Annotated in this window: 15 protein-coding genes; 8 read left to right on the top strand and 7 right to left on the bottom strand. The window is 40.4% G+C overall.

Annotation, left to right across the window (positions count from 1 at the left end):
- The first annotated feature begins 40 nt into the window (after positions 1-40).
- Positions 41-1,126: a glycosyltransferase family 9 protein gene (locus tag EAE90_RS06425; protein ID WP_214052803.1), complete on the top strand. Its 1,086-nt coding sequence runs from the start codon at positions 41-43 to the stop codon at positions 1,124-1,126.
- A 111-nt stretch (positions 1,127-1,237) separates the two neighbouring features.
- Here the strand turns inward: EAE90_RS06425 and EAE90_RS06420 are convergent, their stop codons facing one another.
- Positions 1,238-2,239 (bottom strand): glycosyltransferase family 8 protein, encoded by a 1,002-nt coding sequence (locus EAE90_RS06420; RefSeq protein WP_214052802.1) that lies wholly within the window; start codon positions 2,237-2,239, stop codon positions 1,238-1,240.
- A 181-nt stretch (positions 2,240-2,420) separates the two neighbouring features.
- Between EAE90_RS06420 and EAE90_RS06415 the strand changes: the two genes are divergently transcribed.
- On the top strand, positions 2,421-3,380 hold the full coding sequence (locus tag EAE90_RS06415) for a polysaccharide deacetylase family protein (protein ID WP_214052801.1): 960 nt from the start codon (positions 2,421-2,423) through the stop codon (positions 3,378-3,380).
- A gap of 372 nt (positions 3,381-3,752) precedes the next feature.
- Here the strand turns inward: EAE90_RS06415 and rfaC are convergent, their stop codons facing one another.
- From rfaC to rfaD, 3 genes are read right to left on the bottom strand one after another with little or no spacing between them, the layout of a single operon-like run.
- A complete protein-coding gene (gene rfaC / locus EAE90_RS06410; RefSeq protein WP_214052800.1) occupies positions 3,753-4,718 on the bottom strand; it encodes a lipopolysaccharide heptosyltransferase RfaC in 966 nt (321 codons plus the stop codon).
- Positions 4,718-5,767, bottom strand: coding sequence for an ADP-heptose--LPS heptosyltransferase RfaF (gene rfaF, locus EAE90_RS06405; protein ID WP_214052799.1), 1,050 nt, complete (start codon positions 5,765-5,767; stop codon positions 4,718-4,720). The genes rfaC and rfaF overlap by 1 nt, the downstream gene beginning before the upstream one ends.
- 10 nt (positions 5,768-5,777) lie before the next feature.
- Positions 5,778-6,716, bottom strand: coding sequence for an ADP-glyceromanno-heptose 6-epimerase (rfaD, locus tag EAE90_RS06400; RefSeq protein ID WP_214052798.1), 939 nt, complete (start codon positions 6,714-6,716; stop codon positions 5,778-5,780).
- Positions 6,717-6,949: 233 nt separating this feature from the next.
- On the opposite strand from rfaD, the gene kbl reads away from it, so the two are divergent.
- Positions 6,950-8,146 (top strand): glycine C-acetyltransferase, encoded by a 1,197-nt coding sequence (gene kbl, locus EAE90_RS06395; protein WP_214052797.1) that lies wholly within the window; start codon positions 6,950-6,952, stop codon positions 8,144-8,146.
- A 9-nt stretch (positions 8,147-8,155) separates the two neighbouring features.
- Positions 8,156-9,181: an L-threonine 3-dehydrogenase gene (gene tdh, locus EAE90_RS06390; RefSeq protein ID WP_214052796.1), complete on the top strand. Its 1,026-nt coding sequence runs from the start codon at positions 8,156-8,158 to the stop codon at positions 9,179-9,181.
- Between the two features lie 137 nt (positions 9,182-9,318).
- Here tdh and EAE90_RS06385 read toward each other — a convergent pair whose 3' ends face one another.
- Together EAE90_RS06385 and envC are read right to left on the bottom strand one after the other, a co-directional pair.
- Positions 9,319-10,230: a divergent polysaccharide deacetylase family protein gene (locus tag EAE90_RS06385; protein WP_214052795.1), complete on the bottom strand. Its 912-nt coding sequence runs from the start codon at positions 10,228-10,230 to the stop codon at positions 9,319-9,321.
- 4 nt (positions 10,231-10,234) lie between these two features.
- On the bottom strand, positions 10,235-11,542 hold the full coding sequence (gene envC, locus EAE90_RS06380) for a murein hydrolase activator EnvC (protein ID WP_214052794.1): 1,308 nt from the start codon (positions 11,540-11,542) through the stop codon (positions 10,235-10,237).
- 356 nt (positions 11,543-11,898) lie between these two features.
- Between envC and EAE90_RS06375 the strand changes: the two genes are divergently transcribed.
- The 4 genes from EAE90_RS06375 (at position 11,899) to cysE (ending at position 14,770) form a co-directional block, all read left to right on the top strand.
- Positions 11,899-12,336, top strand: a complete 438-nt coding sequence (locus EAE90_RS06375) for a rhodanese-like domain-containing protein (RefSeq protein ID WP_036778558.1) — start codon at positions 11,899-11,901, stop codon at positions 12,334-12,336.
- 69 nt (positions 12,337-12,405) lie between these two features.
- The gene (gene secB / locus EAE90_RS06370; protein WP_036811245.1) at positions 12,406-12,882 is read left to right on the top strand and encodes a protein-export chaperone SecB; all 477 of its coding nucleotides are present in this window, start codon (positions 12,406-12,408) and stop codon (positions 12,880-12,882) included.
- Entirely contained in the window at positions 12,882-13,904 is a 1,023-nt protein-coding gene (gpsA, locus tag EAE90_RS06365) for an NAD(P)H-dependent glycerol-3-phosphate dehydrogenase (protein WP_214052793.1), read from the top strand. The genes secB and gpsA overlap by 1 nt, the downstream gene beginning before the upstream one ends.
- A 44-nt stretch (positions 13,905-13,948) precedes the next feature.
- On the top strand, positions 13,949-14,770 hold the full coding sequence (cysE, locus tag EAE90_RS06360; RefSeq protein ID WP_214052792.1) for a serine O-acetyltransferase: 822 nt from the start codon (positions 13,949-13,951) through the stop codon (positions 14,768-14,770).
- Between the two features lie 98 nt (positions 14,771-14,868).
- On the opposite strand, the gene EAE90_RS06355 is transcribed toward cysE, so the two are convergent.
- Complete coding sequence (locus EAE90_RS06355) at positions 14,869-15,567, bottom strand: class I SAM-dependent methyltransferase (protein ID WP_214052791.1); 699 nt, start codon at positions 15,565-15,567, stop codon at positions 14,869-14,871.
- Positions 15,568-16,014 lie beyond the last annotated feature (447 nt).

Here is a 16,014-nt window from a genome sequence, read left to right as displayed (position 1 = left end):
GTTGTATCAGATTTTTAAGCTTGGTTGTTGAGATAAGATAATGAATAAAAAAAAGTTCCAGAAATTAAGAGAACTGAATAGAAAAAGAAATTACTTTTTGAAATCTCTAAAATTTAATTTTTTAAAATTATTTGTCGATAAAATCAGAAGAGATAACTTTATATCATCAGACATCAAAAAAGTTTTATTTTTGCGAGATGATGATAAGATTGGTGATATGATTGTATCCACGCCTGTTTTTAGAGAGTTGGACAAAAAAGGGATAAAGCTCCATGTATTATCAGGGAAAGCGAACTACTGTGTGATTGAGAGTAATCCATATATTGGCAGAGTATATTTTTATCCCCAAAAAACTTTTGATATTATAAAATTAGCATTTTCCTTAAGAAAGGAAAACTTTGATCTGATCATTGATATGGGTGAACAGATACCCATTATCTATCTTTTATTCATAAGAATAATTAATGCTAAATATGTTATTGGATTTAATAAAGAACATATTAACACTTATAGTAAGAGCATTAAATATTTGGAATATAACTCTCATATTACAGAAAGATATAAACTTCTTTTGCACGCTATGGATATTAATCAATATAATATGAGATATGATATTCATATTCCAGCGGATACGATTGAAAAAGTAAATAATTTTTTATTAGGACTATTAGATGGTATTACCGTAGTCATTAATCCATTTGCGGCGGAAAGGAAAAGAGATATATCCAGAGAGCAATTAATTGGTATTGTTGATTATTTTAAAAGCTTGGATAGGAAAGTTAATATTATTCTTATTGGTAAATCTGATAAGTTAAAATCCCTTTCTTATTTGAATGGGAGTATCTGTAACCCCTTTGGTGATTTTTTGAGTGCGGTGGAAATAATAAAGAATGCTGATTTAATAATCTCTCCGGATACATCAATAGTCCATGTGGCAGCCGCTTATGAAAAAAATACAATCGCATTATATGGTAATGATCTTCATGGTAAGTTTGTAAATAATGACGTTTGGGGACCTGGAAATAAAAATGCAACCCAACTCATTAGTAAAAATGGGAAAATAGGTGATATCCCATTGTCTGATATCTACGTAGCGATAACGGATAAGATATTCTCAATCCATTAGATATTATGATATTGTGTACATATTGGATTTCTATTTATTGGGATTATTTAATAAAGATATAGTAATAAAAGCACTGATGACTTTATCAGCGCTTTTATAGATACAAAATATTTATAATTTCATTTTATAGTATCGGTACTTTGCATAATATTTTAGAAAATGGATAATCATTTTATTTTTTGCGTAAAATTTATAAGCTGCTCTTAATTGTACTATATTTTTAGTTTCTAAAATATAAGGTGAGTTTTTCCAGGGAGAATAAGCTGTGGCTTTTATGTAGAGTTTTGAACACGGTAATTGTGAATACCATGGGAACCAGGGCTTCTTATCACCAGCAAAATGTAAGAATACAATTTTATCTGTATTTAATATGTTTGAATTTACTTCTTGCGAGTTTACTAAATAATTGTATTTATCATCTAAACATTCTATCTCGTTGGACAAGCAACCATTTATAGCATCTTGATCGGGGAAATCAAATTCTCTAGTATCATTTAAAACAAAATTAATGATTTTTTTAGTTAATTGCTTTTCTAGCCAGGGTTTATTATTAAAAACAAGAACTCCTGAATTGAAATAATTGTTATCTTTTAGACCTAAAAAATCAATTCTTGATTTTGCTGAAGAATAGCAATCTCTGACAGCTTTTAATGGACTGTTACTTGATTTTATGAATAGGTCTTCTATATTATTTATACATATGACATCACTGTCAACGTATAGAGAGTAGTCATTATTAGAAAAGTAAGGACATAATATTCTGAAAAAGGCAGCGATTGAGTATTTACTATCAAATTCCTTATTGTTAAGTACAGTATCCTTTAATTCATGAATGATTATTTTTATTTTCTTATCTTTAATCCATTCTTCAATAGAGTATTGGTAATTTAATAAATCATCAGAAGAAATAAAGTGATATACAAAACTAATGTTTTTGTTATTCTCAATTATTGAGGCAGTAGTCGTTATTGCATGCCTTAAATAATCATTGGTTACGCCAAAGAAAACATCAAAATGTTCCACAGAGGGATCAAATTTATCGCCTAGGAAAGCAAAGTTTGTTACTTTACAGTCACCGAAACCGAAATTAATAATATTCTCTGATATTTCCATATATTGCTTAATAGTAAGTATGTTATGAGCTGAAATAACATCTATATTGTTGATTTAACAATACGAAGCATGAAATTTAATTAAGATATAGAACTGCTATACGTATGATAAGATAATTGCACTATTTTATAGATCTGCGTACTATAAAGCCATCATTTTATTCTATTGTGGGCATATTCTGATGACTCGACCTGCATTTATTATCACTATTGATACTGAGGGCGATGACCTGTGGCAAAATCACGGTCAGATCTCGACAAAAAATACCCATTATTTACCAAGATTTCAGCATTTATGTGAACGCTTTGGTTTTAAGCCAGTTTGGTTGACGAACTATGAAATGGCAATGGATGATTTATACATTGAATTTGCCAAAGATATTATTGCCAGAGGGCAGGGGGAAATTGGTATGCATTTACATGCCTGGAATAATCCACCACTTGTTCCTCTGACAGACGATGATATGCGTTATAAACCTTATCTGATTGAATTTCCAAAAGAACAAGTTAGAGCCAAAGTTGATCTGATGACTAAGTTATTGGAAGACAAACTACAGATTAAAATGTTAAGCCATCGGGCAGGTCGTTGGGCATTTAATGAATATTATGCTGAATTGTTGGTGGAATATGGTTATCAAGTCGATTGTTCAGTAACACCACGGGTTAATTGGCGTTTTACCAAAGGCGATCCTAATGGTAACGGTGGAACTGATTATCGTCACTTTCCATCTTATGCCTATTTTATGGACTTGCAGAATATTGCTAAAGAAGGTGATTCTTCTTTGCTGGAAGTCCCTATGAGCATTCAATATAAACACCCTCCGTTGATGAATTTCCTTAAACAGAAATATGATAGCTTACGTGGGAAACAGCGTTCTCCCTCTGTTAACTGGTTAAGGCCAAAAGGGGGAAATCTGGAGCAAATGAAAAAAGTGGTCCAGCAAACATTAGCAGAAGGCTGTGATTATGTTGAATTTATGCTGCACTCATCTGAATTTATGCCTGGTGGTAGCCCGACATTTAAAAATGAAGAGCAGATTGAATTACTTTATCAAGATCTAGAGGCACTATTTAACTACTTACAGCCTCAGGTTCAAGGAATGACATTAGCTGAATATTATCAATGGAAGAGGTTATCATAGTTAATAAAATAAAATTAACATGATCAATGACATTAATAGAGATTCACTTAATTTTGGGCAGATAATACTGCCTAAATTAGGTTGATTATTAAATATATTATTTTAAAATGAGAATTAACTTTATTAATAATATAAAATTTGAAGCAGGGATTGATATTATTTAATTTTCGTTAAAAATAATTAAATAATATATTTGTCATTATTGGATTAATGGGGAAATATGACTTTAAATATATTATTATAAATCGCTTATTTTAGCGTTTGAATAGGAAAATAGATAATATGGGCTATGATTTATAGCCAATTATCTGTTTTCAGTTAACAACTAAAAAATCAGGCGTCTACCAGAAACGCCTCAGATTTAATAATTAATCAGCCAATATTTTTTTGAAGATGAGATAATACTTTCGATGGTGTAATACTTTTGATATTCCCATCCTCCGCTTTTAAAGATATTTGTTCTTTGCCATAGCCACCAATGAGTCCTGGATCTGTCGGGCCAAACAACGTGATATTAGGGCGATCCAATGCGGCAGTGAGGTGGCTCAGGCCAGTATCTACAGAAACAACGGCTTTTGCACCGGCCAACTCTTGGGCCACTTGTGCCAAAGTCAGCTTTGGTAGTACTTCCACATGAGGGAAGTTTTCTGCCAGTCTCAGCGCACGTTGGTATTCATGTTCTGCGCCCCAAGGGAGCTTAATTCGTACACCTGTCGGCTGAATTTCAGTAATAAGTTGCCGCCAATGGCTTTCCGGCCAATGTTTTTCATCGCGAGTTGTAGCATGAAGAAAAACCAGATAATTACTCTGGTCTTCTGGATGCTGATTCAGAAAATGACGGGCAATCCCATAATCACCCTGTGCTGCCGGTTTGGTATAACCCAGGCTGACAGCAAACAATTCCCGGATACGTTCTACCGCGTGTTGTTGCTTGCTGACCGCATGACGGCAATCATAAAAAAAACTCGCTAGTGGCTCACGGATACTTTTGCGGTCGTAACCATGTTTAGGACCATAAGCTAATCGAGTGACCAAAAATGCGCTTTTTAATAACCCTTGAGCATCAATGATGACATCATATTGGTGTAATTTTAATTTTTCTTTGAATAAACGACGTTCTGCACGAATTTCTGGGCTAAACCAGTTTTTACGCCAGCGGCGAATAGCTACAGGAATGATTTGATCAACCGCATTGTGCCAGCCGGGGATTTGAGCAAAACCTTCCTCTACTACCCAATCAAAACGGACATCAGGTAAATTTTTTTCTGCATCAGTCAGCGCAGGGAGCGAATGGAGGACATCGCCCATAGAAGAAGTTTTAACCAGTAAAACCCGCATTAACTCTGGTTCTCCGCTTGTAATAATTTTTCCAGGGAAGCGATAACTTGCTCTGGCTGAATATCAATCAGACTCTGATGATAGCCATGTGCGCTGTCACCTTTTCTGACTTTGTGATAGCCAGTGATAAGACGGATAACTTCCGCTTTATCGGATAATGGCGGCGTAAAATCGGGGCTACTTGGGCCGTAAAGTGCAACCAGAGGGCGATTAAGCGCTGCGGCGACATGCATCAAACCGGAATCGTTGGTGACGATAGCATCACAGGCAGCGATAATATTGACTGCCTGTTCAAGAGAGGTTTGTCCAGCAAGATTGATACAGTGTTCACGAGCTTCTTCCGTCAGTGACTTGCGGATATCTTCTCCACCTTCGTGATCTTTGGCAGAGCCAAATAGCAGAATTTGATAGCCCTTGTGAGTGATAAGCTGTTGAGCTAACGCAGCGTAATGATAGTGAGGCCAACGCTTGGCCGGGCCAAACTCTGCGCCGGGACAGAAACCGATAATCGGACGATGATCAGAAATATTGAATGCTGCGGTGGATTCAGCAATATCTTCATCACTGACATCTAGTTGAGGCCAAAGTAATGGTTGAGGCAGGTCTGCCGCACTACTGGGTTTTGCATCGTAAGCCAATGCGGCATAGCGTTGCACCATTAATGGGAAAGCTTCTTTATTCAGTGTACGAATATCATTGAGCAACCCATATCTCATTTCACCGCGCCAGCCGGTGCGCAGAGGAATATTGGCGAAGAAAGGAACCAAGGCAGATTTGAAAGAATTTGGTAGCACATAAGCGCGATTATATTTACGTTCACGCAGGGCGACCCCCAAACGACGGCGTTCGCCTAATGCCAGTGCGCCATGCCCTAACGGCATAGCTAATGCTTGATTGACCTCCGGCATTTTATCCAGCAGCGGGCGGCACCAGGCTGGGGCCATCACATCAATTTCTGCATTAGGATGCAAAGCCTTTAATGTCCGGTAAAGGCTCTGCGACATCATCATGTCACCCACCCACGAAGGGCCGATCACCAATATTTTCATAGCGAGTAGATTACTTATCCTGATTAAGCCAATGCATATATTCCGTTACCCCTTCGGCAACGGTTTTGAATGGCTTATCATAACCCGCCGCCCGAAGTTTAGTCAGATCTGCTTGCGTGAAGCGCTGATAACGACCTTTCAAATGTTCAGGGAAATCAATATGCTCAACAGTTAGTGATTTATCTTGATGGAATTCAACCACGGCATCTGCAACCGCCTGGAAAGATTCAGCACGACCTGTTCCGCAATTATAAATACCGGAAACGCTGTTTTTCCAGAACCAAAGATTAACCGCGGCGGCATCACCAACATAGATAAAATCACGTTGAAAGCCTTCACTGCCAGCGAATAGTTTTGGGTTTTGTCCCTGATTGATTTGATTGTTCAGATGAAAGGCGACACTCGCCATACTGCCTTTGTGCCCTTCACGTGGTCCGTATACATTGAAATAACGGAAACCACAAATTTGTGAATCAGCTTGAGGCAAGATCTCCCGGACGTATTGGTCGAATAGAAATTTAGAGTAACCATAAACATTGAGCGGTTTCTCATATTGACGTTCTTCAATAAAGTTATCAGTGCGGCCGCCATAGGTTGCTGCTGAGGAGGCGTACAGGAAAGGAGTGCCGCGTTCAAGGCAATAGTGCAGCAATTCTTTGGAATATTGATAGTTATTATCCATCATATATTTGCCGTCCCACTCGGTTGTAGATGAACAAGCGCCTTCATGGAAAATAGCGTCAATATCACCAAAGTCATCACCGGCCAGGATACTGGCAATAAACTCTTCTTTGTCCATGTAATCAGCAATATCCAAGTCAACCAGATTGGTGAACTTAGTACCATCTTTTAGATTATCTACGACCAGAATATCTTTATATCCTTCGTCATTTAGTGCCTTGACAATATTGCTGCCAATAAATCCAGCACCGCCAGTGACAATAATCATCCGACTTACCTCTACGATCAGGTTAATGAAGCAAATTACTTCTATAATAACATCTAACATCCATGACGACAGCAGCTTAAGCAGGGGAATATACTGAAATGTTATGGTAATTCAGGTCGCATGACGTGACGGATACGGCAAAGTTAATATTATCTGCCTGATAGTGTCGTCAGTAGCCTGATCAATGAGTAAAATGCCTAATGACCCTTCATTTATAAATCAGGAGAAAATAAATGTCAGCATCATTTTATCAGCAAATTAATGAACAATTAGAACAAGCCCATTTGGAAGGGTTGTTCAAAAACGAACGTATCATCACTTCTGCACAAAATGCTGACATTGCTGTAGCCGATGGCAGCCACGTTATTAACTTCTGCGCAAATAACTATTTAGGTTTGGCTAATCACCCTGAGCTTATTGCCGCTGCTAAAGCGGGAATGGATAGCCACGGCTTTGGTATGGCATCTGTTCGTTTTATTTGTGGAACTCAGGATACTCATAAAGAGCTGGAGAAAAAACTGGCAGAATTTTTGGGTATGGAAGATGCCATTCTTTATTCTTCTTGTTTTGATGCTAATGGTGGTTTATTTGAAACGCTGTTTGGGCCGGAAGATGCCATTATCTCTGATGCGTTAAACCACGCTTCTATTATTGATGGTGTCCGTTTATGTAAAGCGAAGCGTTATCGCTATGCTAATAATGATATGCAGGAACTGAGAGCACAATTGGAACAAGCGAAAGCAGATAATGCACGTCATATTGTGATTGCAACCGATGGTGTGTTCTCGATGGATGGTGTGATTGCTGATTTGAAATCTATCTGTGATCTGGCTGATGAATTTAATGCGCTGGTCATGGTGGATGACTCCCATGCGGTTGGTTTTGTTGGTGCTCACGGCCGTGGTACTCACGAATATTGTGATGTAATGGATCGTATTGACATCATTACCGGTACCTTAGGTAAAGCATTGGGTGGGGCTTCCGGCGGCTATACTGCGGCCCGTAAAGAAGTTGTTGAGTGGCTGCGCCAACGTTCACGCCCATATCTGTTCTCTAACTCACTGGCTCCGGCGATTGTAGCGGCATCTATTAAGGTGCTCGATATGCTGAAAGAGGGGGATGCATTGCGTGATCGTCTGTGGAAGAACGCTAACCTGTTCCGTGAAAAAATGACAGCAGCAGGTTTCACTTTAGCAGGGGCTGACCACGCTATCATTCCTGTCATGTTAGGCGATGCAAAATTGGCACAGGAGTTTGCCGCAGAATTACTGAAAGAAGGTATTTATGTTACCGGCTTCTTCTATCCGGTAGTCCCTAAAAATCAGGCCCGTATCCGCACGCAAATGTCAGCCGCGCATACGGAAGAGCAAATTGAACGTGCAGTTGAGGCGTTCACGCGAATTGGTAAGCAATTAAATGTAATTGCATAAGGCATCTCTATGAAAGCATTGTCAAAGTTAAAAGCAGAAGAAGGCATTTGGATGGTCGATGTGCCTAAACCTGAGTTGGGGCACAATGATGTGATGATCAAAATCCGTAAAACAGCGATTTGTGGTACGGATGTGCACATCTATAACTGGGATGACTGGTCGCAAAAAACCATTCCTGTGCCAATGGTTGTTGGTCATGAATATGTCGGTGAAGTTGTCGCTATTGGTCAGGAAGTAAAGGGTTTTAAAATTGGTGATCGGGTGTCTGGCGAAGGGCATATTACTTGCGGTTACTGCCGTAACTGTCGGGGTGGCCGTACTCACTTATGCCGTAATACCATTGGCGTAGGGGTAAACCGCCCGGGTTGTTTTGCTCAATACTTGGTTATTCCTGCATTTAATGCGTTCAAAATTCCAGATAACATCTCTGATGAGTTGGCTTCTATTTTTGACCCATTTGGCAATGCTGTTCATACCGCGCTTTCGTTTGATCTGGTTGGCGAAGATGTGCTGGTTTCTGGTGCAGGCCCAATTGGTATTATGGCTGCGGCAGTGTGTAAACATGTTGGCGCGCGTCATGTTGTTATCACCGACGTTAACGAATATCGCCTTGAGCTGGCACGTAAAATGGGCGTCACCCGTGCGGTGAACGTCAGTCAGGAAAATCTGACCGATGTCATGGCAGAATTGGGCATGACCGAAGGTTTTGATGTTGGTTTGGAAATGTCCGGCGCCCCGGCGGCGTTTCGTACCTTATTAAATACCATGAATCACGGCGGCCGTGTTGCACTGTTGGGCATTCCTCCATCAGATATGGCGATTGATTGGAATCAGGTGATTTTCAAGGGCTTGTTTATCAAAGGTATTTATGGTCGTGAAATGTTTGAAACCTGGTACAAGATGGCTACATTAATTCAATCTGGTTTGGATCTGACACCCATTATCACCCACCGGTTCTCTATTGATGATTTCCAGAAAGGTTTTGACATCATGCGTTCAGGGCAGTCTGGTAAAGTTATTCTGAACTGGGATTAACCAATCGATTGAGTTATCACTAAAATTAACAGGCGCTTTTAGTTCTTAAGCGCCTATTTGAGGCATTAGCAATATTGCAAGCTATCATCGAATAAATAGAAATAACAAGGTGATTGGCTATTTTTTAAAATGAATTTCTATTCTGTTTTATCCTGAGATTTATCTCCGGCCAGTTTCTGGATATATCGGCTTACCGTGTTCACAATAGGATTATCAACCAGAGTATCGCCGATAACTGTCAGATAATCTTGGCTGGTAACTGTAATGGGGGCCTCTTTTATTTCACACAGCTTGCCCCATTTATGCTGATTATCACCAACAGGTTTACCACTTAACAACCTACTTGGGTTGACTAACTCAATATCAGCGGGAAGCGTTGGCAGCATCTGTTGTAATGCGCGAATGGTTGTTGAATGAGGATGACCGATAGCAATAGCGGAACCATTTTTACGAGCAATGGAAATCGCACGATTTAACTGATGGCGAGTTTCTGCTTCTGATTGCACATCATCCAGGAAAATATTACGGCGGATAACGCGAACAGGTGTGCCTTGCGCTGCCTTTGTTGCCTGAGTATTGCCAATCGTCACGCTGTCGAGAAAATAGAGGTTATAACGAGAAAGTGAGCGCATCACTTTTTGCATTCCCGGCAAGCTTGAAGTCATAGCGCTGCCCATATGGTTATTGATTCCTACAGCATAAGGGACTTTTTGTATTGCATGCTGGATGATGCGGTCAATTTCTTCACTGCTCATGGTTGGCTGGAGAGTATCCGGCTCTAGCAGTTGCTTACTTAAAGGCGCCATTGGCAGGTGGATTAAGATCTCCCGTCCTTGTTTATAGGCTTTTTCAGCCATTTCCCTGCCATGCGGTGAATCCGGCAGAATGGCGATAGAGATTGCAACAGGCATCTGCAATATTTTATTTTCATTGTGAGGACGGTAGCCGAAGTCGTCGATAACAATTGCCAGACGAGCTGCACTGGTTTGTAGGCTTAAAAGTAACAGGGCGGTAGTACCAATGAGTTTTGCTAATTTGCGTTGTCTCACCTGATTATCTCCCAAGCCACGGTTGTGGGTTTACCGCTCTTCCTTGACGGCGAATTTCAAAATAGAGTGCGGGTTGTTGCTGACCGCCACTGTTACCGACCAATGCAATAGGTTGTCCTGCGCGAACTTGCTGGCCGACATTGACCAGAGCGCTCTGATTATAGCCGTAGAGACTCATATCACCTTTACCGTGCTCTATCACGACAACCAGCCCATAGCCTTGTAACCAATCAGCCAGCAGCACCCGGCCATCGGATATCGCTTTAACTTCAGTACCTTCTTGGGCAGAAATCACCATGCCTTTCCAGCGCAATTCGCCTTGCAGCGCTTCACCAAACTCATGTATCACTTTACCGCGGACAGGCCAGATTGCCTGACCTGCCGGACGGCCAAGGCCACCGGTACGCGCCATTAATGCGCGTTCATCCTCAGTTGGCTTGTAGCTGGAACCTTTTTGCTGCGCTTGCTTCTGTTTCACTGCAATCTGAGCACGAACACGGGCAGCTTCTCTGGCTTCTCGTTCAGCACGCGCTTTCGCTTCCCGTTCTGCTTTAGCAATTTTATCTCGCAGACGGGTTTCATTTTGTTTTAGTTCAGCGAGATTTTTCTGATCTTTCTTTAAGGAAGATTCCAGCTCAGTCAGGGTTTTCTGCCGGGCGTTGCGGGCTACTTCCATTTGCTGCTTTTGTTGTTGTTGTTCAGTTAGAACTTGTTTTTGCTCTTCCTGTTTCTGCTGCTCAAGTTTTTTTTGTTCAGTTAAATCAACGGCTGTTTGTTCAAGCTTAACAATGGTGTCCTGACGGGCTTGATTAAGGTAGCTATAGTAAGCGAGTATGCGCTCACCTCTCTTGCCCTCTTCTCCTCTGAACATCAGTTCAAGCCCTTGATGTTGCCCTTGACGAAATGCAGCATCCAATTGGCGTGCCAGCATATCTCGTTGTGCTTTTTGTTGTTTTTCTAATTTTTTGATGTTGGAGACTAGAGCGGTAATCTCTTTATTCAGCTTACTGAGTTGAGTTTGAGTGTTGTGTAGAGATTGACCAATTTTGGAAATGGTATTTTCCTGATCTTTTAGCTGATTTAGCAAAGAACTACGTTTTTGCTGCTGTTGTTGCACACTTTTCTCTTTCTCCGCGATGTCTTGTTGGAGATCTTTCAGCTGATTTTTATTGGCGATAATTTGATTTGCGAAGGTATTAAAGCTGAAAATAACCAACAGGAAAGCATAGAACAACGAGGCAAAGATATTATTCCGCCGTGAGTTCTGATTGCGCCGATAATTACGGCTATGTATTTCCTGGTTGTCAGCCATTTCTGTAAATATACCTTGCTACTGTATGCACTAGATTATTCCATGATGAACAAAGAGTTACCAGATGCTACGCTGATTTTTTACACTTTCAGATAATGCTGTCTTAACATCGAAATCGAATAATAATAAACATATTAGCTTACTTATCATTGAAATTCCTGCATGCATTTAGTGTGGCAGGGCAGATGTTGGTAATGTACTTAAGATGCTTCATTTTCAGGATATTTTTATTTTTTCTCGAAACTCTCCGCAAAATTTGCATTGAGCTTGTGCTATTTGGCTGTAATTGACGCAGCACAAAGGTATACTCTGGAACCTTAGAAATTTGTTATTAACCAACGGGAGTTGTTGCCCCCATGCTGCAAGAAATCATGCAATTTATTAACCAGCATATGACCTTAAGCCTCATTTGGATTGCACTGCTGGTTGCCGTTATTGTGACTACAACGAGAGGTTTCTTCTCTAAAACCAAAGAGATAACTCGTGCTCAAGCTATTAATCTGATCAACAAAGAAGAAGCCATCGTCGTGGATTTACGTTCCCGTGAAGATTTCCGCAAAGGGCATATTATTGGTGCAGTAAACCTGACTCCCTCTGAAATTAAAGACAACAATTTTGCTGAGTTGGAAAAACATAAAAAGCAGCCTGTAATTGTTGTTTCTGCGAATGGTACTGAATCTCGTACTCCGGCAGAAAATCTTATTCGTGCCGGTTTTGAACGCGTATGTTCCTTGAAAGAGGGCTTGGCGGGTTGGACTGGTGAAAACTTGCCATTGGCGCGTGGTAAAAAGTAATCATTTTGGGCGTGAATGGAGACATTCACATAAAAAATTTAATAAGGACATCTAAAGGTAACAATTATTATGTCAGAACAAAGCAATACAGAAATGGCTTTCCAGATCCAACGTATCTACACCAAAGATATCTCTTTTGAAGCACCGAACGCACCGCAAGTGTTTCAGCAGGAATGGCAGCCGGAAGTAAAACTGGATCTGGATACAGCTTCCAGTGAGTTGGCTCAAGGGGTTTATGAAGTTGTTCTGCGTGTGACTGTAACGGCGACTTTGGGAGAAGAGACGGCATTCCTGTGTGAAGTACAGCAAGGGGGTATCTTTTCTATTGAAGGTATCGAAGGAACTCAGCTGGCTCACTGCTTGGGTGCATACTGTCCGAATATCCTGTTCCCATATGCTCGTGAATGCATCACTAACTTGGTTAGTCGTGGTACCTTCCCACAACTGAATCTGGCTCCAGTAAACTTTGATGCCCTGTTCATGAACTACCTGCAACAGCAGGCAGAACAGTCTCAGGGCGGAGAACAAACTGAACAGGAAGCTTAATGAATAGTACTGTTTCTATGACAGTTATCGGTGCCGGTTCATACGGCACCTCATTAGCCATTACGCTGGCTCGTAATGGTCATAATGTTGTACTTTGGGGACATAATCCAGAACATGTTAGGGCATTGCAACAGACGCGTTGTAATCAGGAATTTCTGCCGGATGTTTCCTTTCCTGATAGTTTATTGCTTGAAACAGACCTAATAAAAGCGCTAACAGCGAGTCGCGATATTCTTGTTGTGGTACCTAGCCATGTGTTTGGTGAAGTGTTAGAGCGGGTAAAACCACATCTACGGGCTGATTCACGTATCGTCTGGGCAACTAAAGGCTTGGAAGCGAATACCGGTCGGTTATTACAGGATGTGGCCCGCGAGATATTAGGCAATACAATACCGCTAGCGGTGCTCTCTGGACCAACATTTGCCAAAGAGTTAGCGGCTGGTTTGCCCACTGCGATTGCTATTTCCGCGACGGAATCTGCTTTTGGCGATGAACTTCAGCAATTGTTCCACTGTGGCAAAAGCTTCCGGGTTTATAAAAATCCTGATTTTATTGGAGTTCAACTCGGTGGCGCCGTAAAAAACGTGATTGCCATTGGTGCGGGAATATCTGATGGAATGGGTTTTGGCGCTAATGCTCGTACTGCCTTGATTACTCGTGGGTTGGCGGAAATGAGTCGCCTTGGTACAGCGCTTGGTGCTGATCCTTCAACCTTTATGGGCATGGCGGGATTGGGTGATTTGGTCTTAACTTGTACTGATAACCAGTCACGCAACCGTCGTTTTGGCATGATGCTAGGGCAGGGAATTAGTGTCGAAGACGCCCAGAATCAGATTGGGCAGGTTGTTGAAGGTTATCGCAATACCAAAGAAGTACGTGCATTGGCTGATCGTGTCAATGTAGAAATGCCGATTGCAGAACAAATCTATCAGATACTCTATTGCAATAAAAATGTGATAGAAGCTGCTCAGGCATTATTAGGAAGAGCCAGAAAGGATGAGAGCGATGATGTGCGCTCTTAAATAAAAATCTAATGAAATAGGTTCTAAATGTGAGAGTAAAAAATATGTCGCTAGAGGAATTGGACGAAGTTTGGAAGAACATAAAAACAGAGGCGAGAGCGCTGGCTGAATGTGAACCGATGTTGGCCAGTTTTTTTCATGCAACATTACTCAAGCATGAAAATCTTGGCAGTGCCCTAAGTTATATGTTGGCTAATAAGCTGGCTACACCGATTATGCCGGCTATTGCGGTTAGAGAGATTGTAGAAGAGGCTTATAGCTCAGATCAAAAGATGATTGTCTCTGCTGCCCGCGACATCATAGCGGTACGTCTACGTGATCCTGCTGTAGATAAATATTCAACTCCTCTACTGTATCTTAAAGGATTTCATGCTCTACAAGCCTATCGTATTGCCCATTGGATTTGGGGAGAAGGGCGTAAGGCATTGGCTATTTATCTGCAAAACCAAATCTCGATGTCTTTTGGCGTTGATATTCATCCGGCAGCAAAGATTGGTTGTGGCATTATGCTTGACCATGCTACAGGTATTGTGATTGGTGAAACGGCGGTAGTGGAAAATGATGTTTCTATTCTGCAATCCGTCACCCTTGGCGGTACTGGTAAAACAGGGGGTGATCGTCATCCGAAAGTCAGGGAAGGGGTGATGATTGGCGCCGGTTCGACAATACTTGGTAATATTGAAATTGGTCGTGGAGCCAAAATTGGCGCCGGTTCAGTTGTACTTCGTTCTGTTCCACCACACACCACAGCCGCTGGGGTGCCTGCCCGTATTGTCGGTAAACCTGAAAGCGAAAAGCCATCATTGGATATGAACCAACATTTTAATGGTATCAATCATGGCTTTGAGTACGGTGATGGGATTTGATTTATCGAAATCTGGATATTAATAATCACTATCATATTTTCACATGTCAAATGTGGAAATATGATTTTGCACGTTTAATTTATTAGAGCTTTTATAAATTATTTTCTTGCTACACCTATTATAATATAGTGCCAATGTTTAGGAACGACTTTATTTAGAACTTTATTATCTAACACTCCTAAAAATCTTCTTTGAAATTCATTCCTACCAAGCGTAGCAAGGAAGCCTAATGTTGTATAATTAACATTTGAAAATGCTGATAGATAATCTGTCATTTCCTTGGCGGTAACATAGCCCCAAGTATTTCCCCAATTAACATAATTTTTCCTGAGAAATTTATGCAATGGTGATGCAACCAGATTTTCTGCAAACCAAAGTTCACCCCCTTCTTTTAATGAATGAAAGATCTGATTAATAGCCTCTTTTTGTGCTGTTTTATTGAAATTATAACCGACAGCACCTAATACTGATTTAAACATAACAATATCAAAATGGTTCTTATATTTGATATCCGATGCGTTTAATTTATCATATTGAATGCTATTTTCTATATCATAATGCTTATGTTTCTCCAGTGCTGTTGGCGTAGGGCCATCTAAATCAGTGCATAAGACATTGGCTCCATTCAATGCTGCCCATAATGATAAACCACCATTTCTACTACCTAGTTCTAGAATATTAGCTGACTTTAATTCTAATCTAGAGTGATCTTGCCAATATTTTAAGGAATGGCTCCAATTATATATGTCCCATTCTATGACATCATGGAGAAATTCTTTTGAATTTTCTGCTTTCATAGCGTAACCAATATATATCAATGAAGGTGAGGTGTTTTAATAATAACTTTATTAAATTATTATGATCTAAATAGTTTTATAAAATAGAAGATCATTTAAGGGAATCAACCCTGATTAAGTTATATGAATCAACTTCTAAAGGGAAAAAATTCCCCAATAGGGTTAATTTATACTAATCATAGCACCTACTTCTTGTGATGAATTATGATTTAACGCAAAAACTTATTCATAAAACTTAGAATAAAAACTATACCCTTGATGTCTTACTGTTTTCCTAACGATACATTATGGTCATTCTGCCACTTACATCATAAAACCTATTGTACTCTGCCCTAGAGTACTGAGCTGATAACCATCGTGGCCGTACCATGCTTGATCCGAACACATGACGAAAATGGTTGTTTGGTTCTCACCGTGGGTCTGGTACAGAGCAGTTTCTATACTGCA

The organism is Photorhabdus caribbeanensis, from assembly GCF_018448885.1.
Lineage (GTDB): Bacteria > Pseudomonadota > Gammaproteobacteria > Enterobacterales > Enterobacteriaceae > Photorhabdus > Photorhabdus caribbeanensis.
Note: the sequence above shows the minus strand (reverse complement) of the source record. Positions and strands in the feature narration are given on the sequence as shown.